Genomic DNA, 23,590 nt, shown 5'->3' with positions numbered 1-23,590 from the left:
ATCAAGTGTACAAATCGAATACTGAATAAGGATAGACAAGTTTAAAAAAAGACGTATTTTTGCTTTCACCAAATCAGATTTAGAATGAAAATTAGCGGCCTTGTCATTACATTTAATGAAGAAAAGAATATAGGAAAATGTATTGATGCTTTGTTTAAAGTATGCGATGAAGTTATTATTGTAGATTCTTTCAGTAAGGATCGTACCGTTGAAATTGCCAAAGAAAAAGGCGCAACAGTAATTGAGCAGGCTTTTTTGGGCGACGGACCACAGCGTACCCATGGTTTGCCTTATTGCAAAAATGACTGGGTTTTAAATCTCGATGCCGATGAGTTTCTGGATAAAGATGCCGAAGAATTTATTCTCAATGAAAAATATTTAGAAGGAAATTATGATGCTTTCAGTTTTAGAGTAAAAAACTTTTTAGCAGACAAATTAATTGATTTTTCGGGTTGGTATCCAGATCATAAAGTTCGTTTTTTCAACAAGCAAACTGCTCATCCTTCTGAATCTAAAGTGCATCAGAAAATCATTACTCAAAATGAAAAGAAAGTAGCCGTACATATTTTGCATTATGGCTGGGATTCTTTCGATCAGATTATTGCTAAAAAAAATCAATATTCAGGCTGGCACGCACAGCAATTATTTGATCAGGGAAAAAGAATTAATGCTTTTAAACCTATAATTAATGGAGTAGTATCTTTTATACGATGCTATTTTTTTAAAAGAGGAATTTTTAATGGTATTGACGGGTTATCCATCGCAATGATTCAGAGTTTTTTTTCTTATATGAAATATGCTAAGCTTTTAAAACTTCAAAAAAAGCTAAAATAAAAATACAGACAACAAATATTTTATTTTTTGCTTAAAATGTTTCTTTATTAAAGCAAAAAAAATTTAAGTGTATCTAAAACATTATTTAATTTCTCCTAAATAAAGCTGTTTAGTTTTATAATTGGGTGTTTTTTTATTGAGTATATATTTTTTTAATTTGCTGATTATTAGTGTTTTTGTAAAATTGATAGGAGCGAACAAACGCGTATTTTACATCAATATTATTTTTAACATAATTTTTTAATTTTTGTTATAAATAATGCTATTAATATATAGATTTGCAAAAAAAAATACATGTCAAAGTTACCAATCTTAATGTACCACAACGTAGTTGAAGATGAAGCTAAATCTTTGAACTTAAGTATTTCTGTCTCGAAGTTAGAATCGCAATTAAAATTTCTTCGCGATAATAATTATACAACATTTCATTTTAAGGATTTAGAGAATTTAAAAACACTGCCTTCAAAAAGCATTATTATCACTTTTGATGATGTTACAGAGTGTCAGCTTTTATATGCAGTGCCTTTGTTGGAAAAGTATCAAATAAAAGCTTCTTTTTTTATACCATTTTCTTTCGTTGGAAATTTTGATTACTGGATTGAAGGGAAAGAGAAAATAATGAGTGTTGAGCAGTTGAAAGGTTTGGACGGTAATTTAATCGAATTAGGATATCATTCTTTTGAGCATAAAAGATATAGTTTATTATCAAAAGAGGAATTAGAAGCTGATTTTATAAAGTCAAATAATTTTATTAAAGAACATCAATTAGATATAAAATCTGTTTTGGCATATCCATTTGGTAACTATGCTAAGAAAGAGGCTCAATTTGCTGTTTTTGAAAAAATTATGCATGAAAATGGCATAAAATATGGTTTAAGAATTGGAAACAGAGTAAATAAATTTCCTTTTAAAAATAATTATTTGGTTAAACGGATAGATATAAAAGGAGAAGACAGTTTGTTTAGATTTAGGTTAAAATTGAGGATTGGGAAACTTAAATTATTTTAAAGAAAAGCATGGAAATCAGCGGATTGGTAATAACCTATAATGAGGAAAAAAATATTGGGAAATGTATAGACGCTCTGTTTAGAATTTGTGACGAAGTAATTGTTATAGATTCATTAAGTGCTGATAATACAGTAAAAATCGCAGAAGAAAAAGGAGCTAAAGTTGTCTCTCAAATGTTTTTAGGAGATGGACCGCAAAGAATTCATGGACTTCAATATTGTAAAAATGACTGGATTTTAAATCTGGATGCTGATGAGATTTTGGCCCAAGACGCCGAAAACTTCATAATGTCACGAAAATATGAAAATCAAAGTTTTGATGTTTTTACTTTTAGATTGTATAATTATTTAGGAGGAAAGAAAATAGACTTTGCAGGTTGGTATCCTGATAAAACAGCACGTTTTTTTAATAAAAAAACAGCTTCTCCGTCAAAAGACAGAGTGCATCAAAAGGTTTTAGGAAACAATAAAGCGCATTTAAAAGTGCATATCAATCACTATGCTTGGGAAAGTTTCGATCAATTTATAAATAAGAAAAATTTATATTCAACCTGGCATGCACAACAGCTTTACGAGCAAGGGAAAAGAATAAATAGTTTTAAACCGATATTAAACGGAACAGTAGCTTTTGTAAGATGTTATTTCTTTAAAAAAGGTTTTGTAAACGGATTAGATGGACTAACATTTTCAATGATTCAGGCTTTTTTCTCCTATATGAAATATGCTAAGCTTTTAAAACTTCAGCGAAAAAATAAATGATAATAAAAAACGGAATGATTAATCATTCCGTTTTTTATTTATTTAAGATTGTAAATTAAACAGCAACGTCGTATTCACGAAGTGCATTATTTAATGAAGTTTTCAAATCTGTAGACGGTTTACGAGTACCAATAATCAATGCACATGGAACTTGGAATTCTCCAGCAGCAAATTTCTTAGTATAACTTCCCGGAATCACAACTGAACGAGCAGGAACAAAACCTTTCATTTCAACCGGCTCATCACCAGTAACATCAATAATTTTTGTTGAAGCAGTCAAACAAACGTTAGCGCCAAGAACAGCTTCTTTTCCAACGTGAACACCTTCTACAACAATACAACGTGAACCAATAAAAGCACCATCTTCAATAATTACCGGAGCAGCTTGTAATGGCTCTAAAACACCACCAATTCCAACACCACCACTCAAGTGAACGTTTTTACCAATTTGTGCACAGCTTCCAACAGTTGCCCAAGTGTCAACCATAGTTCCTTCGTCAACATAAGCACCAATATTTACATAACTTGGCATTAAAATAACACCGCTAGAAATATAAGCTCCGTAACGTGCAACTGCGTTTGGTACTACACGAATTCCTTTTTCAGCATAATTTCTTTTTAGTAACATTTTGTCATGGTATTCAAAAATACCAGATTCCCATGTTTCCATTTTTTGAATTGGGAAATACATTACAACAGCTTTCTTCACCCATTCGTTTACCTGCCATCCGTCACCAACTGGTTCAGCAACACGTAATTTTCCCGCATCTACTAATTCGATAACTTCTCTGATAGCATCAGTTGTAGCAGTTTCTTGCAATAAAGCTCTGTTTTCCCAAGCTTGTTCAATTATAGTCTGTAAAGAATTCATATAGTTTTATTTTTTGGCAAAGATAGCGTATTTGTAGAAAAGCGGAAAAGTAAAACCTTTTTGAAAATGTTATATATGTAACATTTTGTTTTTAATTTGATAAATTAAATAATTTGATTCGTGTTTTTGTTTTTATATGAACCACTAAAAGTTTTTTTTATATCAAAATATGACAAAAATCAGATTTTACCTTTTTTCTTCGGACTACTTTCGCGGCGTTAATTCTGAAAAAACAGAATTAATAAAAACCATTCCAAAACAAATTATATAAGCAGTAGATCATGAATCAGGAAAATCAGCTCCAGAATAAAGTTATAGTAATTGACAAAGAAGTTACTTGGGATAAAACACAAGTTATAATGAGTAAAACAAATGCCTTTGGTATTATTGAATATGCCAATGAAGTATTTGTTGATGTTTCAGGTTATGAAGATTATGAATTGATGGGGCAGCCACATAATATTATTCGGCATCCTGATATGCCAAAGGTCATTTTTAAGGTGCTTTGGGAAAATCTTAAACAAGGAAAAAATTTTCATGCAATCGTGAAAAACTTAGCAAAATCAGGCAGATACTATTGGGTGATCACCGATTTTGAAATTGCAAAAGATGAAAATGGGGTAATTGTCAATTATTTTGGAAGAAGACAATCTGTTCCGCACGAAGTGGTTTCACTTCATATTGAGCCTTTATATAAAAAGCTTTTGCAGATTGAAGCAGCGAGTGGTGTTGAATTTAGTGAAAAGTATTTAATAGGTTTTCTGGAAGAGAAAAAAAGAACATATGTTGAATATATTAAGGAGTTAATTCTTGAACATGAAAAGTCCCAATCTAAATTTTTACAGTACGAACAGCAAACCGAAGAGGAAGAAGAGGAGGAAAGAGGTTTTTTTAGAAGACTATTTAATAGATAATTGAATTTTTTAGGGTTTTGAATATTTTGGAAAAGATCCGCTTTGAAGTTTTTAAAGCGGATTTTTTTATTTTCTTTTTGAAATAAATTGAAAGCTTGCTTTTGATATTCTTGAAAAGAAAATACTAAAATGATTACCTTTGAAAAAAATATAAAATGCCAAGAATCCTTTCTATAGATTACGGACAAAAGCGTACCGGAATTGCTGTTACTGATGAAATGCAGATTATTGCATCGGGCTTAACCACAATCCCGACCAATACCGTAATTGATTTTTTAAAAGATTATTTTGCCAAAGAAAAAGTTGAGGCCGTCTTAATTGGTGAGCCAAAACAAATGAATGGTCAGCCATCTGAAAGTGCTTCCATAATAAAAGGTTTTGTAACTCATTTTTCAAATATTTTTCCTGATATGAAAGTGGTTCGTGTCGATGAACGTTTTACTTCAAAAATGGCTTTTCAAACCATGATCGACAGCGGACTGAGCAAAAAACAGCGTCAGAACAAAGGACTGATCGATGAAATTTCTGCAACGATTATGCTTCAAGACTATCTTTCTTCTAACCGTTTTTAAGTTTCGGGCTTAAAAATTTCACTTTATTTAGAAAAAAATATGATTTCCTAACTTTTATCATGCAAAATTTAGTTTTTTTTTGCGATTGAAAAAAGTACCTTTGCATTTTTAAAAACAATTACTGTTATGCCTGACAATACAATACGTTCTAATAGTGAAGTAGTGCTTATTGGAGCTGGAATTATGAGTGCAACTCTTGGATTAATTTTGAAAGAGCTGCAACCCGATATTAAAATTGAAATTTACGAAAGACTTGATGTTGCTGCGGCAGAAAGTTCTGATGCATGGAACAATGCGGGAACCGGACACTCGGCTTTTTGTGAATTAAACTATACACCAGAAAAGGCGGATGGAAGTATCGATCCTAAAAAGGCAATCAGCATAGCAGAATCATTTGAAGTTTCACGCCAGTTTTGGTCTTATTTGGTGCAAGAAAAGAAAGTGCCATCTCCTGAAAATTTTATCAAAAGTGTTCCTCATATGAGTTTTGTATGGGGTGATAAAAATGTCGAATATCTAAAAACAAGATTTGAGGCATTGCAAAGCAATCCAATTTTTTCTGAAATGGAATTCAGCACTGATTTTGAGCAGTTGAAAAAATGGATGCCATTAGTGATGGAAGGCAGAGAAAATAACGAAGCATTAGCTGCAACTCATATGGAAATTGGTACCGATGTTAATTTCGGAGCTTTAACCAGAAGTATGTTTAATTATTTGGAGAAACTTGATGGTGTAAGTTTGTATTTTAATCATGAGGTTAAGAAATTAAAACAACGTGAGGATAAATCATGGAGAATTAAAATCACAGATCTTTCTACAGGACAAAAACGAAAAGCCTATACTAATTTTGTATTTATTGGAGCTGGTGGTGGTTCATTGCCATTATTGGAAAAAGCCAATGTTCCTGAAGGAAAAGGTTATGGTGGATTCCCAGTAAGTGGTCAATGGCTAAAATGTACAAATCCGGAAGTTATTGCAAAACATCAGGCAAAAGTTTACGGAAAAGCTAGCGTTGGAGCTCCTCCAATGTCTGTTCCTCATATTGATACTCGTGTAATTGACGGCGAAAAAGCATTACTTTTTGGACCATTTGCAGGTTTTTCAACTCGTTTCTTGAAAAATGGTTCTTATTTGGATTTGCCATTATCGATAAAATCTAATAATTTAATTCCGATGCTTGCTGCCGGATATCACAATATTCCGTTGACAAAATACTTAATCGAGCAAGTTCGTCAGTCGCCAAAAGACAGAATGAAAGCACTTCGCGAATATTTGCCTTCTGCACGTTCTAAAGATTGGAAACTTGAGAAAGCGGGTCAACGTGTTCAGGTGATCAAAAAAGATGAAAAAGAAGGTGGTGTTTTAGAATTTGGAACTGAAGTAATCAACACGCATGACGGCTCTCTTGCTGTTTTATTAGGAGCTTCTCCAGGAGCATCAACTGCTGTGGCAATTATGGTAGATTTAGTAAGCAGATGTTTTACAAATCAAATTAAAACACCAGAATGGGAAGCGAAACTGAAAAAAATGATTCCTTCTTATGGTCAGACATTAAATGACAAACCAGAGCTTTTGGTTAAACTTAGAAAAGAAACTTCTGAAGTTTTGAAACTAAATAATTAAGCTTTAAGATTTATATAAAAAACAACAAATCCAGATGAATTAATCTGGATTTGCTGCTTTTAGTTCTTTCGTGATTTTCAAAATCTTCTCGGCCAGATTGCTCATCCAGATTAATTGTTCAATAACCAATTGAGCCTCTTGCATTTTCGCCTGACGCGTTTCTTTATCAAGTTCGTCATCTTCGGCTAGACGAGTAAAGTTTTTACGTTTAAGCTCTTCAAATTGAAGTGTTACATCTTCTTTATCGAAAAAAGTATCTTTTAAAATTATTTCATTTTTCAGAATAGAAATCGACTGATCTAAATTAGATAAGATTGTTTTAATGATATAATTAAAAGAGTCTGAAGCGCGTGTTGTCTGATGTGACTGAATATATGTTGATAAAGAAGCCAAAGCTGATAAAATCGAATGATTCAGCACAACTAATTTATTGACTAACGGCAATGTTTTTTGCTTGGATTTTGGCTCCTGCATCATTCGCTGAAAAGAAGTCATTATATTGCCAATTTCAACAAAAGCATGTTTTCTTGCTAAACGGTATGAGGTTGGTATTTCTCCTTTTTTATTATAAAAATCTGCAATTTCTCTCAAATAATTTCGATTAGCACGAATGGAATTTTCAATATGTATAGGCGTATTAATAAACTCCCAGGCCGGCCATAAAAATTGATTGGCTAAAAATGCCAAAATTGCACCTGCCAGCGAATCGAGAATCCTGAATTGGATTACTTCAACAACATCTGGCGTCAAAATTCCATAAATAAAAACGACATACATGGTTACAAAAGTCGCACTGATTTTGTAATTAATTTGCGTAAACGAAATTCCCAAAAGCATACAGACAATTGAAAATATGCTCAGCGCAACATGATTTTGAACAACAGACACAATTCCGAAAGCGATTAATCCTCCTAAAATGGTTCCGAAAATTCTATTGTAAGAACGCTCTTTTGTCAAGCCATAACCAGGACGCATAATCACAACAATCGTCAATAAAATCCAATATACATTTTGAAACGGAAGAATTTTTCCGATCAGAAAACCAATCAAAATGGTAATTGTTAATCTGATAGAATGCCTGAAAATTGACGATGAAAAAGTTAAATTTTCAGTCAGAGTTCGCAATGGATAATATTGTGGTGTAAGGAATTTTTCAAGTTCTTTGTCCTTGTCTTTCAGTTTGTAAGACTGCATTGCTAATGAAAAGGCACGCTGAATAATTTTGATTTTTCCAACTTGATTTTTAGCGTAATTCAGCATATTGGTCAGCATCAAAACGCCTTCCGAAGCTTCGTCTTTCCCTAAAGTTTTTTCATAATCAAATATGGCAAATTCGAGAGCGTCTAATTCATTTTTCAAATCATTTTTATCGACATAAACTGCAATATGATGTACATTTTTAGAAAGCTTTTTCAGAGTTGAGGCCAGTTTGTAAGCTACATTTTGATACGTTCGGAGTACTTCTGGATGTTTGGCAAATTTTTCATGAAGTTTGCTGTGGTCAAAAGAAGTGTATAAAGCAAGTTCCTGAATTTCGACTAAAGTGATAAAAACCAAAAGCATTTTGCGGTTTTGAGCCGTTGCTGCAGAAGTATTTTGATTGCCAATAAGCATTTTTCGCAAATCTTCGTGAATCAAATTCAGTTCAACCTGAACAGCCAATTGTTTTTCTATAATGGCATCTCTATTGGCTTCCGGATTCCATAAGTCACCTCTCAATTTTAGGTATTTAGCGGTAAGTTTTATTCCTTCGGCAATTTCCAGTTCCACATATTTATAAGGTTGTATAAAGTGAAAAACAAGCGATACAATTAAGTATAGAATTCCTCCAATGAATATAAAACCAGCATATTCAAATGCTTCCAAACCTTGATGTAAATGCCCGAATGATAATGAAATCGAAAGTAAAGCAGAAAAAGATACTAATGTTGCACGCTGTCCGTAAACCGAAATCATTGAGCATAAAAACAATAAAAATCCTAAGAAAGGATAAAACAAAACCGGATAGGGATATGTAAAGTTTACCAGCAAATTAACTCCCGAAACAATAAACGATGCAACAACAAGTCCTTTTATTTTATGACTTAATGAACTCGGAATATCGCTGGGATAGGTATAAAAAGCCCCGAGCGCAATGGTAAACCCTATTTCAAAATGCCCTAAGAAGTTTAAAATCAGCACAGGAACTACAGAAGCAATAGTTACTTTAGACGCGTTTAAGAAAGAAGTACTGTTCGTGAATTTCGTGATGCGGTCAAACATATATAGAGGTTTACTAACAAAGGTAAGAATTGTACGAATCAATTTGGCATAATTATAGATGAGATTTTAACATACTGTCAAAAAATAAGATATAATATGCGGTTTAGAATTATTCGTAGACTATTTTTTATTATTTTTGCCAGCTGAATTATAGGAAACTAAAATTCAGTTTTTACAATAGATAATGCAATAAAAAAATACAAATGATTTTACCAATTGTAGGATATGGTGATCCTGTTTTAAGAAAAGTGGGAGTGGATGTTACACCAGAATATCCAAACCTAAAAGAAACAATAGCAAACATGTATGAAACCATGTATAATGCATACGGTGTTGGGCTTGCTGCGCCACAGGTAGGTTTAGCAATTCGTTTGTTTGTTATTGATACAACTCCTTTTAGTGAAGATGATGATTTAGAATCTGATGAGGCGAAAGAATTAAAAGGATTCAAAAAAACTTTTATCAATGCTAAAATTGTTAAGGAAGAAGGAGAAGAGTGGAGTTTTAACGAAGGTTGTTTAAGTATTCCTGATGTTCGTGAAGATGTTTACAGAAAACCAACGGTTACAATTGAATATTGCGAAGAAGATTTTGTAATGAAAACAGAAGTTTTTGACGGATTAATTGCAAGAGTTATTCAACATGAATATGATCACATAGAAGGCGTTTTGTTTACTGATAAAATATCTTCATTGAAAAAGCGTTTGATTCAAAAGAAATTAAAAAATATTACAGAAGGCAAAACTTTTCAGGAATACAGAATGAAATTTGCTGCCGCTAAAAAAGGGAGATAATTGTTCAGAAAAAGAACAAAAAAAGACAATAAAAAATTCTTAATACTAATATTAATACAACATGAATTTAGACAAAATTTTAGCCATTTCAGGGAAACCAGGTTTATATGTACTAAAAGTGCAAACTCGTACAGGTTTTGTGGCAGAATCATTAACAGACGGAAAAAAAATTACAGTAAACTTAAAAAGCAATGTAAGTTTATTGTCGGAAATCTCAATTTATACATACGAAGGAGAAAAGCCATTAACTGAAGTAATGCAAAAAATTGCGACTAAAGAAAATAAAGGTCAAGCTATTTCACACAAAGAAGATAATGCAACTTTATCAGCTTATTTTAAAGAAATTTTGCCTGATTATGATGAAGAAAGAGTTTATCCTTCTGATATCAAAAAAGTATTAAACTGGTACAACACACTTCAGGCAAAAGGATTAGTGACTGATTTAGCTCCTGCAGCAGTAGAAGCATCTGAAGAAGCTCCAGTAGCTGAAGAAAAACCAAAGAAAGCGCCAGCTAAAAAAGCAAAAGCTAAAAAAGAAGAATAGTAGTTCGTACTTTCAAATATATTAATCCTGTTGAGATGTTTTCTTGACAGGATTTTTTACTTTTACACTATATCGGTTACAATTCAAAATAAAATCAAAATGAGCAAAGAACTTCAGCTTAAAGCTTTCGAAAGATTATTAATAATTATGGATGAACTTCGTGAGCAATGTCCTTGGGATAAAAAACAGACTTTGCAGACTTTGCGTCATTTGACAATTGAAGAGACGTATGAGCTTGGAGATGCTATTTTGGATAATGATTTAAATGAAGTTAAAAAAGAATTGGGAGATTTATTGCTTCACATTGTTTTTTATGCCAAAATTGGCTCAGAAACCAATGATTTTGACATAGCTGATGTCTGTAATGAAATCTGCGACAAATTAATTCATCGTCATCCTCATATTTATAGTGATACTGTTGTGAAAGATGAAGAGGAAGTAAAGCAAAACTGGGAAAAACTTAAACTTAAAGAAGGTAAAAAATCAGTTTTGGAAGGCGTTCCAAGAAGTTTGCCGGCTTTAGTAAAAGCAAGCCGAATTCAGGACAAAGTAAAAGGCGTTGGTTTTGATTGGGAAGAACCACATCAGGTTTGGGATAAAGTGCAGGAAGAACTGGAAGAACTTCAAGTTGAAGTAAAAACAGGAGATCAGGATAAAATTGAAGCCGAATTTGGAGATGTTTTATTCTCGATGATCAATTACGCCCGATTTTTAAATGTAAATCCCGAAGATGCATTGGAACGCACGAATAAAAAATTCATTAAGCGTTTTCAATACTTAGAAAGTAAAGCGGGTGAATTAGGAAAACCTTTATCAGAAATGACTTTGGCAGAAATGGATGTTTTTTGGAATGAAGCAAAAAAGCTTTAATTATTCTGCTATTTTTTTTAATGCTTTTACGTTTTTCAGCATAATTTTTTTTCCAACAAGTTCAATCAGTTCCAATTTATTAAAATCAGATAAAAGTCGAATACAGCTTTCTGTTGCAGTTCCAATTATTCCTGCAAGTTCTTCTCGTGTAAGTTGAACTTTAAGGGTTTTGTCGGCATTTTCGCCAAATTCATCATGCAAATGCAGTAAAGTCTCCGCCAAACGCTGTTTTACTGTTTTTTGAACTAAAGCAATTTTATCGTTTTCTGATTCTTTCAAATCTTCACAAATTGATTGCATCAAATTCAATGAAAATTGATTGTTGTTATTAAAAAAATGTATGATTTCTGATTTCGGAATAAAGCAAACTTCCATATCAGCGATTGCTTTTGCAGATAAATTTGCAGGTTCATTACTGATCATAGAACGCTGCCCTAAAAGTTCACCAGATTTTACCAACTTTACAATTTGGTCTTTCCCGTTTGCACTCAATTTTGATAATTTCCCAACACCATCTTTTATGCAAAATACGCCATTAGTAACTTCTCCTTCTTCAAAAATAGCATCTCCTTTTTTAATTGAATAACTCGTTTTGCTATTGGCTAACTTTACAACTTCTTCTTTATTAAGGGCTTTTAAAGACGACAACTGGCGTACAATACATTGATCACATTTATTCATCGCAATATAATTTAGGTGCAAAATTAACCAATATTCGTATTGAAAGGCATTGTTTTTTCTTAAAATATGCAGAAAAATTTTACGGATGTAATTCGCCCATTTTATTTTATTAAATTAGAATTTGATTTCATTTTCATATGATAAATGTCATATTTATAGTTAAATCTTATTTGGAATATTTGTTACATTAAAAAAGAAACAAATTATGACTGAGCAGAGCTGTTTTCATTGCGGGATTGACATTCCTAAAAATGAAGAAATCAATTTTGATGAAAAAAAGTTTTGTTGTGCCGGCTGTAAAACGGTTTACGAGATTTTTAGCCTGCATGATTTAACCTGCTATTATGATTTCGAAAAGTCGCCAGGCGCTACACCTCAGGACATTCAGGGGAAATATGATTTCTTAGATAATGAAGCTATTTCGTCAAAAATAATCGATTTTCAGGAAGGAAATATTTCTATTGTTTCTTTAAATATTCCTCATATACATTGCAGTTCTTGTATTTGGATTCTGGAAAACTTAAACAGAATTCAGCCGGGAATTTCAATTTCACAAGTTAATTTTCCACAAAAAAGAGTCCGCATTACTTTTAACTCTGAGCTTGTATCTCTTAAATCAATTGCTTATTTATTGAGTTCAATTGGTTATGAACCCTATATAAGTCTTGAAAACTATGAAACCGGAAAAAACAATGTTGATCGAAGTCTTACTTATAAACTTGGTGTAGCTTTCTTTTGCTTTGGAAATATCATGTTGCTTTCATTTCCGGAATATTTTGAAATCAAAGAATTTTGGTTGGATAACTACAAGCCTTTTTTCAGGATTTTGATTTTTCTTTTGGCTTTGCCGAGTTTTTTGTATTCAGCAAGCGGTTATTATGTTTCGGCTTATAAAAGCATCAAATCAAAAATGCTGAATATTGATATTCCAATCGCATTGGGAATTATTGTTATGTTTATCAGGAGCACTTTTGATATTGTAATGAATTATGGCGGAGGTTTTTTTGACAGCTTAACAGGTTTGGTTTTCTTCATGCTTCTTGGAAAAATGTTTCAGACTAAAACCTATAGTTTTTTAAGTTTTGAGAGAGATTTTAAATCGTATTTCCCAATTGCAGTTACCAGAATTAATTCAGATACTTCCGAAGAAAGTGTGCCAATTTATGATGTTTTAAAAGGAAACAGATTATTGATTAGAAACCAGGAATTGATTCCGGTTGATGGAATTTTAATCAGTGAAAAAGCAGATATTGATTACAGTTTTGTGACTGGTGAATCGGTTCCGATTACAAAAAAATCAGGAGACAAAGTATTTGCCGGCGGAAAACAGATTGGAAAAGTCATTGAAATGGAAGTATTGCATTCGGTTTCACAAAGTTATCTTACCCAACTGTGGAGCAATGAAATTTTCCAGAAAAAAGTAGATCAAAAACACAAAACAATTACCGATAAAATAAGCCGTTATTTTACTCCTATACTATTATTAATTGCTTTTGCAGGATTTGGCTATTGGATATTTATTGATGCCAATACTGCTTTTAATGTTTTTACAGCCGTTTTAATTGTCGCCTGTCCATGCGCGTTGGCACTTACTGCACCATTTACTTTTGGAAATATCCTAAGAATTATGGGCAAGCAAAAAATGTATCTTAAAAATGCTTTGGTAATTGAGCAATTGGCTAAAGTTGATACCATTGTTTTTGATAAAACGGGAACAATTACGACAAACAAAAAATCGAATATTGTTTACGAAGGAATGGCGATTTCTGATGAAAATATGATTTTGTTGAAAAATGTTTTGCGAGCTTCAAATCATCCTTTGAGCAGAATGCTTTATGATTTCCTGCCAGAAACAAAACGAATCAAAATTGATGAATTTGAGGAAATTACGGGAAAGGGATTATTAGCTAAAACAGAAAATAAAACGATAAAAATCGGTTCAGCTACATTTGTTGAAAGTCCAGATTTGGATTCTTCTGAAATTGAAAAAACGGCGCTGCATATTAGAATTGGAGATGATTATTATGGTCGGTTTAATTTCCAAAACCAATATAGAGATGGTCTTGCAACGTTATTTTTAACTTTAAGTAAAAAATATAAATTAAAAGTTCTGTCAGGAGACAATGATGGAGAAAGAGCTAATCTCGAAAAAATTCTGCCAGAAGGTACAGAGCTTATCTTTAATCAAAAACCGGAACAAAAACTAGAATTCATTAAAAATCTGCAAGATAAAGGTCAGAATGTAATGATGGTTGGTGATGGATTAAATGATGCCGGAGCATTGGCGCAAAGTAATGTTGGCGTATCAATATCAGAGAATGTAAATGTCTTTTCACCGGCCTGCGATGCGATTTTAGATGCAAATGAATTTTCACGTTTAAATTACTTTTTAAAACTTTCTCATAAATCGATTTTAATTATCAAAATGAGTTTTGTTTTATCCCTGCTTTATAACGTTGTCGGACTTGCTTTTGCAATAACAGGAAACCTACTTCCATTAGTCGCGGCCATTATTATGCCATTAAGCACAATTACTATCGTAAGTTTTGTGACTTTAATGTCTAACTACTTCAGTACTAGTAATTTAAAATGATTATAAATAATTCCGAAGTATTTTTTTACTAAATTTATCTTAAGTCTTTTGACTATGATAATTATCATATTTTATGCCATAGTAACCTGTTAATTTTGTTAACATAATTTTAAAGGTATGAGTGTAATTTATCTATTAATTTCGGTTAGTATTTGCGTAGCAATAGGCTTCTTCATTGCTTTCATTATCGCTGTCAAATCTGGACAGTACGATGATGATTATACGCCATCAGTCCGAATGCTATTTGATGACGAGACAAAAAACATCCCTCAGAAAAATAATCCACCAACCGAAGAAAAACAAGTTTAATTATGGAAATGGAACAGTTTTATTACGACAACAAAATTGTAAAAAAATTCATTTATGCCACTATTCTTTTTGGAGTAGTAGGTATGTTAGTAGGGCTGACCTTAGCGGTTATGTACCTTTTTCCCAACATGACAGATGGGATTTCGTGGCTAAGCTACGGCCGATTAAGACCTTTGCATACTAATGCAGTTATTTTTGCCTTTGTCGGAAATGCCTTTTTTGCGGGTTTGTATTACTCGCTCCAGCGTTTGCTGAAAGCCAGAATGTTCAGTGATTTTTTAAGTAATCTGCATTTCTGGGGTTGGCAGTTAATTATTGTTGCTGCGGCTATTACCTTGCCATTAGGCTATACCTCATCAAAAGAGTATGCCGAGTTAGAATGGCCTATTGATATCGCAATTGCCTTGATTTGGGTAGTGATGGGAATCAATATGATAGGTACAATGCTTCGCAGAAGAGAAAGGCATTTATATGTTGCTATTTGGTTTTATTTAGCCACTTTCGTAACAGTTGCTGTTTTACATATCTTTAATAATATTGAGTTGCCAGTTTCTGCCTTAAAAAGTTATTCTGTTTACGCAGGTGTTCAGGATGCGCTGGTGCAATGGTGGTACGGGCATAATGCGGTTGCATTTTTCTTGACAACTCCATTTTTAGGATTGATGTATTATTTTATTCCTAAAGTAGCAAATCGTCCTATTTATTCTTATAGATTATCTATTATTCACTTTTGGTCATTAATCTTTATCTATATCTGGGCTGGGCCTCACCACTTATTATATTCTGCTTTGCCAAACTGGGCTCAGAATTTAGGTGTAGTATTTTCAGTGATGCTTATCGCTCCATCTTGGGGAGGTATGATCAACGGACTTTTAACTTTAAGAGGTGCGTGGGATAAAGTTCGTGAAGAACCAGTTTTGAAATTCTTCGTTGTGGCCATTACAGGATACGGAATGGCAACTTTTGAAGGCCCAATGCTTTCTTTCAAAAATGTTAATGCTATTGCACACTATACAGACTGGATTATTGCACACGTACACGTTGGAGCTTTAGCATGGAACGGATTTATGTCATTTGGTATTATCTATTGGCTGATACCTCGTATGACAAAAAGTACTTTATTTTCTAAAAAACTAGCTAATTTCCATTTCTGGATTGGAACTTTAGGAATTATATTGTACGCATTGCCAATGTATGTGGCAGGATTTCAGCAAGCTTCTATGTGGAAACAATTTAATCCAGATGGAACTTTAACCTACGGAAATTTCCTTGAAACAGTTACTACAATTATGCCTTTATACTGGATGAGAGCAATTGGAGGAAGTTTATACTTAATTGGAATGCTGACTTTGGTTTATAATATCATAATGACAGTAAAAGCAGGAAATACAATTGAAGATGAATTAGCACAGGCTCCAGCATTAGAAAGAATCAGTAGCAACAGATTAAGTGGAGAAAAATTTCATACTTGGTTAGAAAGAAAACCTATTCAATTAACCATATTGGCTACGATTGCAATCTTGATTGGAGGTATTATTCAAATTGTACCAACGATTATGGTTAAATCAAATATACCAACGATTTCCAGTGTAAAACCTTATACACCTTTAGAACTAGAAGGTCGTGATTTATATATTAGAGAAGGATGTGTAGGTTGTCACTCACAATCAGTTCGACCATTTAGAAGTGAAGTTGAAAGATACGGGCCTCAGTCAAAAGCAGGAGAATTTGTATATGATCATCCATTTCTTTGGGGATCAAAACGTACAGGTCCGGATTTATTAAGAGTAGGAGGCAAGTACAATGACAACTGGCATTTTAATCATATGTGGAATCCGCAAAGTACTTCTGCCGGTTCAATTATGCCAGGTTACAAATGGTTGTTTGATAATAAAGCTTTAGATATTTCATTGACTCAAAAGAAAATGCAGGCAATGGTTTCACTTGGTGTTCCATATTCAGAAGCTGAAATTGCAAACGCTCAGAAAACATTGAGAGATCAAGCTGTTAAGATTGAGAAGAGCTTAGAAAACGATCCGGATTTCGTAAAAAGTTATGAGGACAGTAAAAAGAAAGCGGCTGCAAAAGGTGAGCAATTTGTTCCAATGAATGAAAGAGAAATTGTTGCTTTGATTGCTTATATTCAAAGACTTGGTACTGATATAAAAGTAAAAGATACTGCTAAAAAATAAGGCTATGTTTGAACAGATAAAACACAATATGGAGACAATATCGGGTATAGAAATTTACCCGATTCTTTCTCTCTTGATCTTCTTTTTATTTTTTGTTGGATTAGCCTTTTGGGTGTTTTCATATAAAAAAGACAAGATTAAAGAAATGAGTGAAATTCCTTTAAATGAGGACTTGGTATAATTTCTAAAGATAAATAAAATGAAAAAATTTTTCCCAGTATATGTAAGAGTACCACTTATTTTCTTCATCGGTTTTGCTTTGATGGAGTATTTTATTGATTCAGGTGATAAGCCAGCTTTTATAAAATTTCCAATGGTTTCTGTCTTTTTGATTGTATTTCTATTTGTCTTGGTTGCGATTGAAATTACATTAAGTGCAGTTAATCGAGTGATGTACCACTTGATGTCGCCTGAAGAAAAAGCAAAATTAGATTATGAAAATAGTCTAAGTTTAAGTGAGAGCACTTGGTTTAAAGAGTTGATGCATAAACTAACAAAAACACCGCCTATGGAAAAAGAAGGTGATTTGTTAATGGATCATGATTATGACGGAATCAAAGAGCTTGATAATAATTTACCGCCTTGGTGGGTATATTTATTCTATATCTGTATCATTTTTGGAGCTATTTATTTAGTACACTATGAAATTTTAGGAGGAGATGATCAGGAAACAGAGCTTAAGAAAGAAATGGCTCAGGCTAAAATTGATGTAGATGAATACCTAAAAACTGCACCAGATTTAATGGATGAAAAAACAGTTGTTTTACTTACTGATGAACCGAGTTTAGCAGCTGGAAAAGAAATTTTTATGACAAATTGCGCAGCTTGCCATAGAGCAGATGCAGGAGGACAAATTGGTCCAAACTTGACTGATGATCACTGGATCTTAGGTGGTGGTATTAAAAATGTTTTCCATACTATTACAAATGGTGGCCGTGACGGAAAAGGAATGGTCTCTTGGAAAACAAATGGTATGAAACCAAAAGATATTCAAAAAGTAGCAAGTTATATTTTGTCTTTGCAAGGAAGTAATCCTAAAGAGCCAAAAGAAGCCGAAGGCGAAATTTGGGTAGATGAAAGTGCTCCAAAAAAAGACGCAGCGGCAAATAGCCCAAAAGATAGTACAGAAGTTAAAAAATAAAAATCATGTCAAATTTACCAGACGAAGCTTTTAGAGACACCATTGGAACAATCGATGACAGTGGTAATAGGAAATTTATTTTCCCTAAAAAACCGTCTGGTAGATTCTATGATTATAGAAAGATTGTCAGCTATGTTTTATTGGCTATTTTAGTTGCAAATCCATTTATAAAAATCAACGGTAACCAATTTATGATGTTCAATGTTATTGAACGTCGTTTTAATATTTTTGGTTTCCCATTTTGGCCTCAGGATTTCTATCTTTTTGTAATATCAATGCTTGTTGGGGTTGTTTTCGTAATTCTGTTTACAGTCGTTTTTGGAAGGATTTTTTGCGGATGGATTTGTCCGCAGACAATTTTTTTAGAAATGGTTTTTCGCCGAATTGAATATTGGATTGATGGCGATCGAGGTTCTCAATCACGCTTAGCCCGACAAGAATGGAATGCAGAAAAAATTAAAAAAAGGCTCTTAAAATGGACTGTTTTCTTTTTGATTTCTTTCGGTATTGCAAATGTATTTTTAGCCTATTTGGTTGGCAGCGATCAATTGTTTTTAATGATTGAGCAAGGTCCTTTAAAGCAGGCAAGCAATTTTATAGCATTGCTGATTTTTACAAGTGTTTTTTACTTTGTTTTTGTCTGGTTTCGCGAACAGGTTTGTATAATTGCCTGTCCGTACGGACGACTTCAAGGGGTTCTTCTCGATAATAAATCTATAAATGTTGCTTACGATTTTGTTCGTGGTGAAAAGGAAGAAGGACGCGCAAAATTCAATAAAAAAGAAGATCGAGCATTAACAGGAAAAGGAGATTGTATTGATTGTTTCCAATGTGTGCACGTTTGTCCAATGGGAATTGATATCAGAAACGGAACACAATTAGAATGTACAAACTGTACGGCTTGTATTGACGAATGTGATAATATAATGGAAAGCGTAGGTTTGCCAAAAGGTCTTATTCGTTACGCTTCAGAAGATGAAATAGCTAAAAAAGAACCTTTTAAATTCACCAATAGAATGAAAGGCTATACAGCTGTTTTATTCATTTTATTGAGCGTTTTTGTTGGAATGCTGTTTTTAAGAACAAATGTTGAAGCCATTATTTTGCGTTTACCAGGACAATTATTTCAGCATAAAGGCGACAAAATAAGTAATGTTTATACTTATAAAATCGTTAATAAAACAATGAATGATTACAACGATATTCATTTTGAGTTAATTGACCAGAAAGGTGAGATAAAAAATGTGGGAAATAAAAACTTCAAAATTAAAAGGGAAGAAACTGCGCAGGGAACTCTGTTCATAGAAATCAACGAGGCAATTTTGGAAAGTGATAAAACCACAGTGAAAATTGGTGTTTACAACGGAAGAGAATTGCTCGAAACCACAAAAACAAACTTTTTAGGTCCTAGAAGTTTTAATTAAAATAGTAGTATCATGAAAATAAATTGGGGAACCGGAATTGTTATAGCTTTTACTCTTTTTATGAGTTTTATATTGTATTTCGTTTTTGAAGTGCAATCTAATGCTAAATACGACAATGATTTGGTTGTAGAGGAATATTATAAACACGATTCACATTTTCAGGAAGAAATGGCTCGTGTTCAAAACGCGCATGATTTACAGCAAAAACCTTCCATTACTTTTGGTGATGCTGGTGTAAAAGTGGCGTTCCCTGCAACTTTTGAGAGCGATAAAATCACGGGAAATGTTTTATTATATCGTCCTTCAAATAAGAAATTTGATTTTAATACTAAAATTGCTTTAACAAATTCAGCTTTATTTATTCCGAAAGATAAATTGATAAAAGGACGTTGGGATGTTAACATGGAATGGCAGTATAATGGAACAAAATACTTGACCAAAGAAGTGATTTACGTAAATTAATTTAAATGTTGTATTCTGCATTCATATTAGGTCTTATCAGTAGTCTGCATTGTGTTGGAATGTGTGGGCCCATTGCTGTAATGCTTCCCGTTGATCATCAGAATGAGGCAAAAAAAGTAACGCAAATTATCACTTATCATTTAGGGCGTTTGACCGCTTATGCCTCAATAGGTTTGATCTTTGGTTTATTAGGTCGTGGCTTTTTTATGGCAGGAATTCAGCAGAAAATATCAATTTTCATTGGTTTAGCAATGATCGCTGTGGTTTTGATTCCTGAAAAAACATTTGCCAAATACAACTTCTCAAAACCGGTTTATAAAGTAATCTCAAAAATTAAATCAAGTTTAGGAAGTCAATTTAAAAAGAAAAGCTACAAATCACTTTTTGTAATTGGCTTGTTAAATGGTTTTCTTCCTTGCGGAATGGTATATGTCGCTTTATTTGGTGCAATTGCGATGCAAAGTGCCAGTTTAGGCGTTCTCTACATGTTGCTTTACGGATTAGGGACTATTCCTTTAATGACCATTGTGGTCTATATTCATTCATTATTAAAATTACCGTTCCGAAATAAAATTCAGAAGGCAATTCCCTATGTTGCCGTTTTTATTGGTGTATTGTTTATTTTGAGAGGTTTGGGATTAGGAATTCCGTATTTGTCACCTTCAAATATGAGTTTGTTTGTTCAACAGACACCAAATTGTCATTAAACTTTCATCAAATGATGATTAAACTGTCATCGAAAACAAGTTCGTTTCAGGTGATTTCCTTTTTAAATGTAAATCAAAAGCCATACAAATATTGCGGACGAAAGGTCTTCCGGTTTCTGTAATTTTAATTTTGTTTTCTTCGATTATAATCAATCCATCATTTTCAATTTCTTTTAAAGCCAATAACACTTCTGGTAATTCTTTGAAGTATAAAGAATCTTTGCTCCAGGAAGTTTCAAGTTCGCAGGTTAGATTTAAGATGTGTTTTCGAATAATCAGATCTTCATCATTTAAAATATGACCTTTCACAACAGGTAATTGATTACTTTCTAAAATTTGATAATATTCTTCCAGGTTTTTAGTGTTTTGGGCAAAACTATACCAGCTATCACTTATTGAAGAAACGCCTAAACCAATCATAAGTTGTGTTTTTGAAGCGCTGTACCCCATGAAATTTCGATGCATCTTTCTGTTGTGCGCAGATTGAAACAAGCTATCTGAAGGCAATGCAAAATGATCCATTCCAACTTCATGATAACCATTTGCAGAAAGCAATGTTTTTCCGATCTCATAAAGCATTCTTTTTTCGGCATCTTTTGGCAAGTTTTCTTCATTAAAACCGCGTTGTCCGTTTCCTTTGATCCAGGGCACGTGTGCGTAACTGTAAAATGCTAATCGGTCTGGTTTTAGTGAATTTGTTTTTTCAATTGTATCGACAATATTTTCTAAAGTTTGAAACGGAAGTCCGAAAATAATATCATGACCAATTGATGTATAACCAATTTCTTTTGCCCAAAAAGTAACTTTGGCAACATTGTGGAAAGGTTGAATACGATGAATGGCTTTTTGAACTTTTTCGGCATAATCCTGCACGCCAAAACTTACTCGGCGAAAGCCTAAATCATATAATTTTTTAAGTTGTTCGTAAGTAGTATTATTAGGATGTCCTTCAAAACTAAATTCATAGTTTTCAGCTTTATAAGCTAGTTTAAGAATACTATTTATAAGATTCTCTAAATTTGAAATTGAAAAAAAAGTTGGAGTTCCTCCGCCTAAATGTATTTCTTTTATAAGTGGTTTTTCAGGAAGAAATTCACAATACAGTTTCCATTCTTTTAAAACCGCGTCAATATAAATTTCTTCAACAGAATGATTTTTTGTAATTCGTTTGTTGCATCCGCAAAAAGTGCACATGCTTTCGCAAAATGGTAAATGGATATATAAACTGATTCCGTTTTGCGTATTACTTTCTAAAAATGATTTTTGAAAAGATGCTGTCCATTTTTCTAAAGTAAAATCGGTTTCATTCCAGTATGGAACGGTTGGATAACTTGTATATCTTGGACCGGGGACGTTATATTTCTGAGTCAGTGAAATTTTCATAAATAAAACATTTAGAGAGGTATCAAAATTACTTTACTGTTTAAAAAATTAAAATGATAAATATCATATTACCGACAAAAAAAAGAGACTCAAAATTTGAGCCTCTTTACTGAATTAAATAACTAACGTGAAATAGAATCTTGGATGATTTTAAGCCATTTTTTTGCAAAAACATGATCTTGATAAGCGCTAATTTGCTTGATGCGGTCATCATCAAAATCATAGAATGGTATGGTGATTTTTTGAGAAGTTTCGTTTTGTTGAAATTCAAAATCAATTTTTAGAATAGTATCAGAATTTCCGTCTGTTGTCAAAACCAATTTGCAGGAAGAAACACTTTTTAAGTCGACAAAAGTTGATTCTTGCTGATTTGGATTGAAATTCATTAAAATGAATCTTTTGTTTTTCTGATCCAGAGTTAGCGTTTTATTGCTTTGAGATTCAGTCAAATCAAAATCTTCAGGATGAGTTGAGTTGAATTTCTTTTTGATATTTAGGATTTTAGATTTGTTTGCAGCGCTCGTTCGTGCTGAAAAATAGATTGGAATTGCGACTATAATTGCAATCACAGCACCAATTATGGTTACACTTGTTTCCATTTTTGATTTTTTAATTTGATAAATAATATGAAATTATAAACAGTTTTCAGATAGAAAACGGTCTTAAAATTTGTGAAAGAAAGGATTTCTTTCGAATAAAAATTTCACGGATTTATTTACCAGAAAAAATGGAAAGCGTAGAGCATTAAAGAGATTTTTTTGCTCTGAGTCGAAAATTGACGTGTAAAATTAAATACTGATTTAACAGCTTTATGTTGCGGAACAACTGATAGTAAAGAATCAAACCATTTTACTACCGCAGGGTACTCCGTTTTAATGCTTGCAGCAAATTGGTAACTTGCTTGAGGCTGAATAAATGCAGAAGAATCAGGGGTTTCTTTGGAGAAGTTAGTATCTGTTTTTTGACTTTCGATTTGTTGTATAGGAGCATCGCTTGCCTGTGTGGCAAAGAATGCTATAATCAAAAGTGATATAAACAAGACGGTCTTACGAATCCAATTCATGGTGGCGAATTTAGTTCATAAAACACAATAAATAAAATTTTGAAGTGCTAATTAAGTCTTAAAAATGCTTTTTTGTTTTATCCTCAACCTAAATAGATAAGTTGAGGATAAAAGTATATTATTGTTGCATTTTAAAATAATAATCGGCGGAATGCTTTCCCCCGCCATAAAATAAAAAGAAAATGCAAAGCAGCAAAACTGCTATTGCAAGAATTAGACTTTCAGAATGCATTCGTCCCATGAAGTTTACTAAAACTGCTCCAAAAAGGATTGGCAGCTGTGCGGCAATAGCCCAACGGGTGAGCAGACCGAAAACGATCATTATTCCTCCAATCATATGTGCGGGCGCAATATAATGCAGAAGAAACATTCCGCCTCCAAACTGGTCGATTGGGGAAATTAAATCATGCAGATATTGAACATTAGTTACAAATGAAACTCCTTTCATAAATAAAAAAACACCCAATACGATACGTACTAAATCTACTGGTAAATAAGTGTGCGCATTTGCCCATTTATTCAAGCTTTTTACATTTTCCATGACATTGCGTGATTAAAAATTGTTTATTAAAATTACAAAATTTT

General features: G+C 32.8%; 24 protein-coding genes. 17 read left to right on the top strand and 7 right to left on the bottom strand.

Annotated features, from left to right (window positions below; all coding sequences use genetic code 11):
- Window positions 1-84: 84 nt before the first annotated feature.
- The 3 genes from ACNFIH_RS05000 (at window position 85) to ACNFIH_RS04990 (ending at window position 2,600) form a co-directional block, all read left to right on the top strand.
- Window positions 85-834, top strand: coding sequence for a glycosyltransferase family 2 protein (locus tag ACNFIH_RS05000; protein ID WP_426485744.1), 750 nt, complete (start codon window positions 85-87; stop codon window positions 832-834).
- A 294-nt stretch (window positions 835-1,128) separates the two neighbouring features.
- Entirely contained in the window at window positions 1,129-1,842 is a 714-nt protein-coding gene (locus ACNFIH_RS04995) for a polysaccharide deacetylase family protein (protein ID WP_426485743.1), read from the top strand.
- A gap of 8 nt (window positions 1,843-1,850) precedes the next feature.
- Window positions 1,851-2,600, top strand: a complete 750-nt coding sequence (locus ACNFIH_RS04990; protein ID WP_426485742.1) for a glycosyltransferase family 2 protein — start codon at window positions 1,851-1,853, stop codon at window positions 2,598-2,600.
- A gap of 55 nt (window positions 2,601-2,655) precedes the next feature.
- Here the strand turns inward: ACNFIH_RS04990 and ACNFIH_RS04985 are convergent, their stop codons facing one another.
- Window positions 2,656-3,471, bottom strand: coding sequence for a 2,3,4,5-tetrahydropyridine-2,6-dicarboxylate N-succinyltransferase (locus ACNFIH_RS04985; protein ID WP_035648576.1), 816 nt, complete (start codon window positions 3,469-3,471; stop codon window positions 2,656-2,658).
- A gap of 281 nt (window positions 3,472-3,752) precedes the next feature.
- Between ACNFIH_RS04985 and ACNFIH_RS04980 the strand changes: the two genes are divergently transcribed.
- The 3 genes from ACNFIH_RS04980 (at window position 3,753) to ACNFIH_RS04970 (ending at window position 6,580) form a co-directional block, all read left to right on the top strand.
- Window positions 3,753-4,385, top strand: a complete 633-nt coding sequence (locus ACNFIH_RS04980; protein ID WP_426485741.1) for a PAS domain-containing protein — start codon at window positions 3,753-3,755, stop codon at window positions 4,383-4,385.
- A 155-nt stretch (window positions 4,386-4,540) separates the two neighbouring features.
- Window positions 4,541-4,957: a Holliday junction resolvase RuvX gene (ruvX, locus tag ACNFIH_RS04975; RefSeq protein WP_142449473.1), complete on the top strand. Its 417-nt coding sequence runs from the start codon at window positions 4,541-4,543 to the stop codon at window positions 4,955-4,957.
- A 126-nt stretch (window positions 4,958-5,083) separates the two neighbouring features.
- Window positions 5,084-6,580, top strand: coding sequence for a malate:quinone oxidoreductase (locus ACNFIH_RS04970; RefSeq protein WP_426485740.1), 1,497 nt, complete (start codon window positions 5,084-5,086; stop codon window positions 6,578-6,580).
- Window positions 6,581-6,619: 39 nt separating this feature from the next.
- Here the strand turns inward: ACNFIH_RS04970 and ACNFIH_RS04965 are convergent, their stop codons facing one another.
- Window positions 6,620-8,842: an FUSC family membrane protein gene (locus ACNFIH_RS04965; RefSeq protein ID WP_426485739.1), complete on the bottom strand. Its 2,223-nt coding sequence runs from the start codon at window positions 8,840-8,842 to the stop codon at window positions 6,620-6,622.
- 203 nt (window positions 8,843-9,045) lie between these two features.
- Between ACNFIH_RS04965 and def the strand changes: the two genes are divergently transcribed.
- The 3 genes from def (at window position 9,046) to mazG (ending at window position 11,050) form a co-directional block, all read left to right on the top strand.
- Entirely contained in the window at window positions 9,046-9,636 is a 591-nt protein-coding gene (def, locus tag ACNFIH_RS04960) for a peptide deformylase (RefSeq protein WP_035648563.1), read from the top strand.
- Between the two features lie 61 nt (window positions 9,637-9,697).
- Window positions 9,698-10,180: a DUF5606 domain-containing protein gene (locus ACNFIH_RS04955; protein WP_426485738.1), complete on the top strand. Its 483-nt coding sequence runs from the start codon at window positions 9,698-9,700 to the stop codon at window positions 10,178-10,180.
- A 99-nt stretch (window positions 10,181-10,279) separates the two neighbouring features.
- Window positions 10,280-11,050 (top strand): nucleoside triphosphate pyrophosphohydrolase, encoded by a 771-nt coding sequence (mazG, locus tag ACNFIH_RS04950; protein WP_142449470.1) that lies wholly within the window; start codon window positions 10,280-10,282, stop codon window positions 11,048-11,050.
- Here the strand turns inward: mazG and ACNFIH_RS04945 are convergent, their stop codons facing one another.
- Window positions 11,051-11,731 carry a Crp/Fnr family transcriptional regulator gene (locus ACNFIH_RS04945; RefSeq protein WP_142449469.1) on the bottom strand — a complete coding sequence of 227 codons (681 nt, stop codon included), beginning with the start codon at window positions 11,729-11,731 and terminating at the stop codon, window positions 11,051-11,053.
- A 205-nt stretch (window positions 11,732-11,936) separates the two neighbouring features.
- Between ACNFIH_RS04945 and ACNFIH_RS04940 the strand changes: the two genes are divergently transcribed.
- The 8 genes from ACNFIH_RS04940 to ACNFIH_RS04905 all read left to right on the top strand — a co-directional run bounded on the left by ACNFIH_RS04940 (window position 11,937) and on the right by ACNFIH_RS04905 (window position 20,559).
- Window positions 11,937-14,324 carry a heavy metal translocating P-type ATPase gene (locus tag ACNFIH_RS04940; RefSeq protein WP_426485737.1) on the top strand — a complete coding sequence of 796 codons (2,388 nt, stop codon included), beginning with the start codon at window positions 11,937-11,939 and terminating at the stop codon, window positions 14,322-14,324.
- 117 nt (window positions 14,325-14,441) lie between these two features.
- Window positions 14,442-14,633, top strand: a complete 192-nt coding sequence (gene ccoS / locus ACNFIH_RS04935) for a cbb3-type cytochrome oxidase assembly protein CcoS (RefSeq protein ID WP_035648550.1) — start codon at window positions 14,442-14,444, stop codon at window positions 14,631-14,633.
- Window positions 14,634-14,635: 2 nt separating this feature from the next.
- Window positions 14,636-16,825, top strand: coding sequence for a cytochrome-c oxidase, cbb3-type subunit I (gene ccoN / locus ACNFIH_RS04930; RefSeq protein WP_426485736.1), 2,190 nt, complete (start codon window positions 14,636-14,638; stop codon window positions 16,823-16,825).
- Window positions 16,826-16,829: 4 nt separating this feature from the next.
- The gene (locus ACNFIH_RS04925) at window positions 16,830-17,006 is read left to right on the top strand and encodes a CcoQ/FixQ family Cbb3-type cytochrome c oxidase assembly chaperone (protein WP_035648546.1); all 177 of its coding nucleotides are present in this window, start codon (window positions 16,830-16,832) and stop codon (window positions 17,004-17,006) included.
- An 18-nt stretch (window positions 17,007-17,024) separates the two neighbouring features.
- The gene (locus tag ACNFIH_RS04920; protein WP_426485735.1) at window positions 17,025-17,966 is read left to right on the top strand and encodes a cbb3-type cytochrome c oxidase N-terminal domain-containing protein; all 942 of its coding nucleotides are present in this window, start codon (window positions 17,025-17,027) and stop codon (window positions 17,964-17,966) included.
- A 5-nt stretch (window positions 17,967-17,971) separates the two neighbouring features.
- The gene (ccoG, locus tag ACNFIH_RS04915; protein ID WP_426485734.1) at window positions 17,972-19,390 is read left to right on the top strand and encodes a cytochrome c oxidase accessory protein CcoG; all 1,419 of its coding nucleotides are present in this window, start codon (window positions 17,972-17,974) and stop codon (window positions 19,388-19,390) included.
- 12 nt (window positions 19,391-19,402) lie between these two features.
- On the top strand, window positions 19,403-19,852 hold the full coding sequence (locus tag ACNFIH_RS04910; RefSeq protein WP_426485733.1) for a FixH family protein: 450 nt from the start codon (window positions 19,403-19,405) through the stop codon (window positions 19,850-19,852).
- A 5-nt stretch (window positions 19,853-19,857) separates the two neighbouring features.
- Window positions 19,858-20,559: a sulfite exporter TauE/SafE family protein gene (locus ACNFIH_RS04905; RefSeq protein WP_426485732.1), complete on the top strand. Its 702-nt coding sequence runs from the start codon at window positions 19,858-19,860 to the stop codon at window positions 20,557-20,559.
- A gap of 18 nt (window positions 20,560-20,577) precedes the next feature.
- Here ACNFIH_RS04905 and hemN read toward each other — a convergent pair whose 3' ends face one another.
- From hemN to ACNFIH_RS04885, 4 genes are all read right to left on the bottom strand, one after another.
- The gene (gene hemN, locus ACNFIH_RS04900; RefSeq protein ID WP_426485731.1) at window positions 20,578-21,942 is read right to left on the bottom strand and encodes an oxygen-independent coproporphyrinogen III oxidase; all 1,365 of its coding nucleotides are present in this window, start codon (window positions 21,940-21,942) and stop codon (window positions 20,578-20,580) included.
- Between the two features lie 122 nt (window positions 21,943-22,064).
- Window positions 22,065-22,541, bottom strand: coding sequence for a hypothetical protein (locus ACNFIH_RS04895; protein WP_035648527.1), 477 nt, complete (start codon window positions 22,539-22,541; stop codon window positions 22,065-22,067).
- A gap of 116 nt (window positions 22,542-22,657) precedes the next feature.
- Entirely contained in the window at window positions 22,658-23,005 is a 348-nt protein-coding gene (locus tag ACNFIH_RS04890) for a hypothetical protein (protein WP_426485730.1), read from the bottom strand.
- A 118-nt stretch (window positions 23,006-23,123) separates the two neighbouring features.
- Window positions 23,124-23,546, bottom strand: a complete 423-nt coding sequence (locus ACNFIH_RS04885; RefSeq protein WP_035648523.1) for a DoxX family protein — start codon at window positions 23,544-23,546, stop codon at window positions 23,124-23,126.
- Window positions 23,547-23,590: the final 44 nt, after the last annotated feature.

Origin of the sequence: Flavobacterium sp. 2, assembly GCF_049949195.1 — a bacterium.
Classification (GTDB): Bacteria; Bacteroidota; Bacteroidia; order Flavobacteriales; family Flavobacteriaceae; genus Flavobacterium.
Note: the sequence above shows the minus strand (reverse complement) of the source record. Positions and strands in the feature narration are given on the sequence as shown.

What these genes read in the sequence shown, in the direction of transcription:
- ACNFIH_RS05000 (WP_426485744.1), top strand. Translation starts at nt 85, where the DNA reads ATGAAAATTAGCGGCCTTGTCATTACATTTAATGAAGAAAAGAATATA.
- ACNFIH_RS04995 (WP_426485743.1), top strand. Translation starts at nt 1,129, where the DNA reads ATGTCAAAGTTACCAATCTTAATGTACCACAACGTAGTTGAAGATGAA.
- ACNFIH_RS04990 (WP_426485742.1), top strand. Translation starts at nt 1,851, where the DNA reads ATGGAAATCAGCGGATTGGTAATAACCTATAATGAGGAAAAAAATATT.
- ACNFIH_RS04985 (WP_035648576.1), bottom strand. Translation starts at nt 3,471, where the DNA reads ATGAATTCTTTACAGACTATAATTGAACAAGCTTGGGAAAACAGAGCT.
- ACNFIH_RS04980 (WP_426485741.1), top strand. Translation starts at nt 3,753, where the DNA reads ATGAATCAGGAAAATCAGCTCCAGAATAAAGTTATAGTAATTGACAAA.
- ruvX (WP_142449473.1), top strand. Translation starts at nt 4,541, where the DNA reads ATGCCAAGAATCCTTTCTATAGATTACGGACAAAAGCGTACCGGAATT.
- ACNFIH_RS04970 (WP_426485740.1), top strand. Translation starts at nt 5,084, where the DNA reads ATGCCTGACAATACAATACGTTCTAATAGTGAAGTAGTGCTTATTGGA.
- ACNFIH_RS04965 (WP_426485739.1), bottom strand. Translation starts at nt 8,842, where the DNA reads ATGTTTGACCGCATCACGAAATTCACGAACAGTACTTCTTTCTTAAAC.
- def (WP_035648563.1), top strand. Translation starts at nt 9,046, where the DNA reads ATGATTTTACCAATTGTAGGATATGGTGATCCTGTTTTAAGAAAAGTG.
- ACNFIH_RS04955 (WP_426485738.1), top strand. Translation starts at nt 9,698, where the DNA reads ATGAATTTAGACAAAATTTTAGCCATTTCAGGGAAACCAGGTTTATAT.
- mazG (WP_142449470.1), top strand. Translation starts at nt 10,280, where the DNA reads ATGAGCAAAGAACTTCAGCTTAAAGCTTTCGAAAGATTATTAATAATT.
- ACNFIH_RS04945 (WP_142449469.1), bottom strand. Translation starts at nt 11,731, where the DNA reads ATGAATAAATGTGATCAATGTATTGTACGCCAGTTGTCGTCTTTAAAA.
- ACNFIH_RS04940 (WP_426485737.1), top strand. Translation starts at nt 11,937, where the DNA reads ATGACTGAGCAGAGCTGTTTTCATTGCGGGATTGACATTCCTAAAAAT.
- ccoS (WP_035648550.1), top strand. Translation starts at nt 14,442, where the DNA reads ATGAGTGTAATTTATCTATTAATTTCGGTTAGTATTTGCGTAGCAATA.
- ccoN (WP_426485736.1), top strand. Translation starts at nt 14,636, where the DNA reads ATGGAAATGGAACAGTTTTATTACGACAACAAAATTGTAAAAAAATTC.
- ACNFIH_RS04925 (WP_035648546.1), top strand. Translation starts at nt 16,830, where the DNA reads ATGTTTGAACAGATAAAACACAATATGGAGACAATATCGGGTATAGAA.
- ACNFIH_RS04920 (WP_426485735.1), top strand. Translation starts at nt 17,025, where the DNA reads ATGAAAAAATTTTTCCCAGTATATGTAAGAGTACCACTTATTTTCTTC.
- ccoG (WP_426485734.1), top strand. Translation starts at nt 17,972, where the DNA reads ATGTCAAATTTACCAGACGAAGCTTTTAGAGACACCATTGGAACAATC.
- ACNFIH_RS04910 (WP_426485733.1), top strand. Translation starts at nt 19,403, where the DNA reads ATGAAAATAAATTGGGGAACCGGAATTGTTATAGCTTTTACTCTTTTT.
- ACNFIH_RS04905 (WP_426485732.1), top strand. Translation starts at nt 19,858, where the DNA reads ATGTTGTATTCTGCATTCATATTAGGTCTTATCAGTAGTCTGCATTGT.
- hemN (WP_426485731.1), bottom strand. Translation starts at nt 21,942, where the DNA reads ATGAAAATTTCACTGACTCAGAAATATAACGTCCCCGGTCCAAGATAT.
- ACNFIH_RS04895 (WP_035648527.1), bottom strand. Translation starts at nt 22,541, where the DNA reads ATGGAAACAAGTGTAACCATAATTGGTGCTGTGATTGCAATTATAGTC.
- ACNFIH_RS04890 (WP_426485730.1), bottom strand. Translation starts at nt 23,005, where the DNA reads ATGAATTGGATTCGTAAGACCGTCTTGTTTATATCACTTTTGATTATA.
- ACNFIH_RS04885 (WP_035648523.1), bottom strand. Translation starts at nt 23,546, where the DNA reads ATGGAAAATGTAAAAAGCTTGAATAAATGGGCAAATGCGCACACTTAT.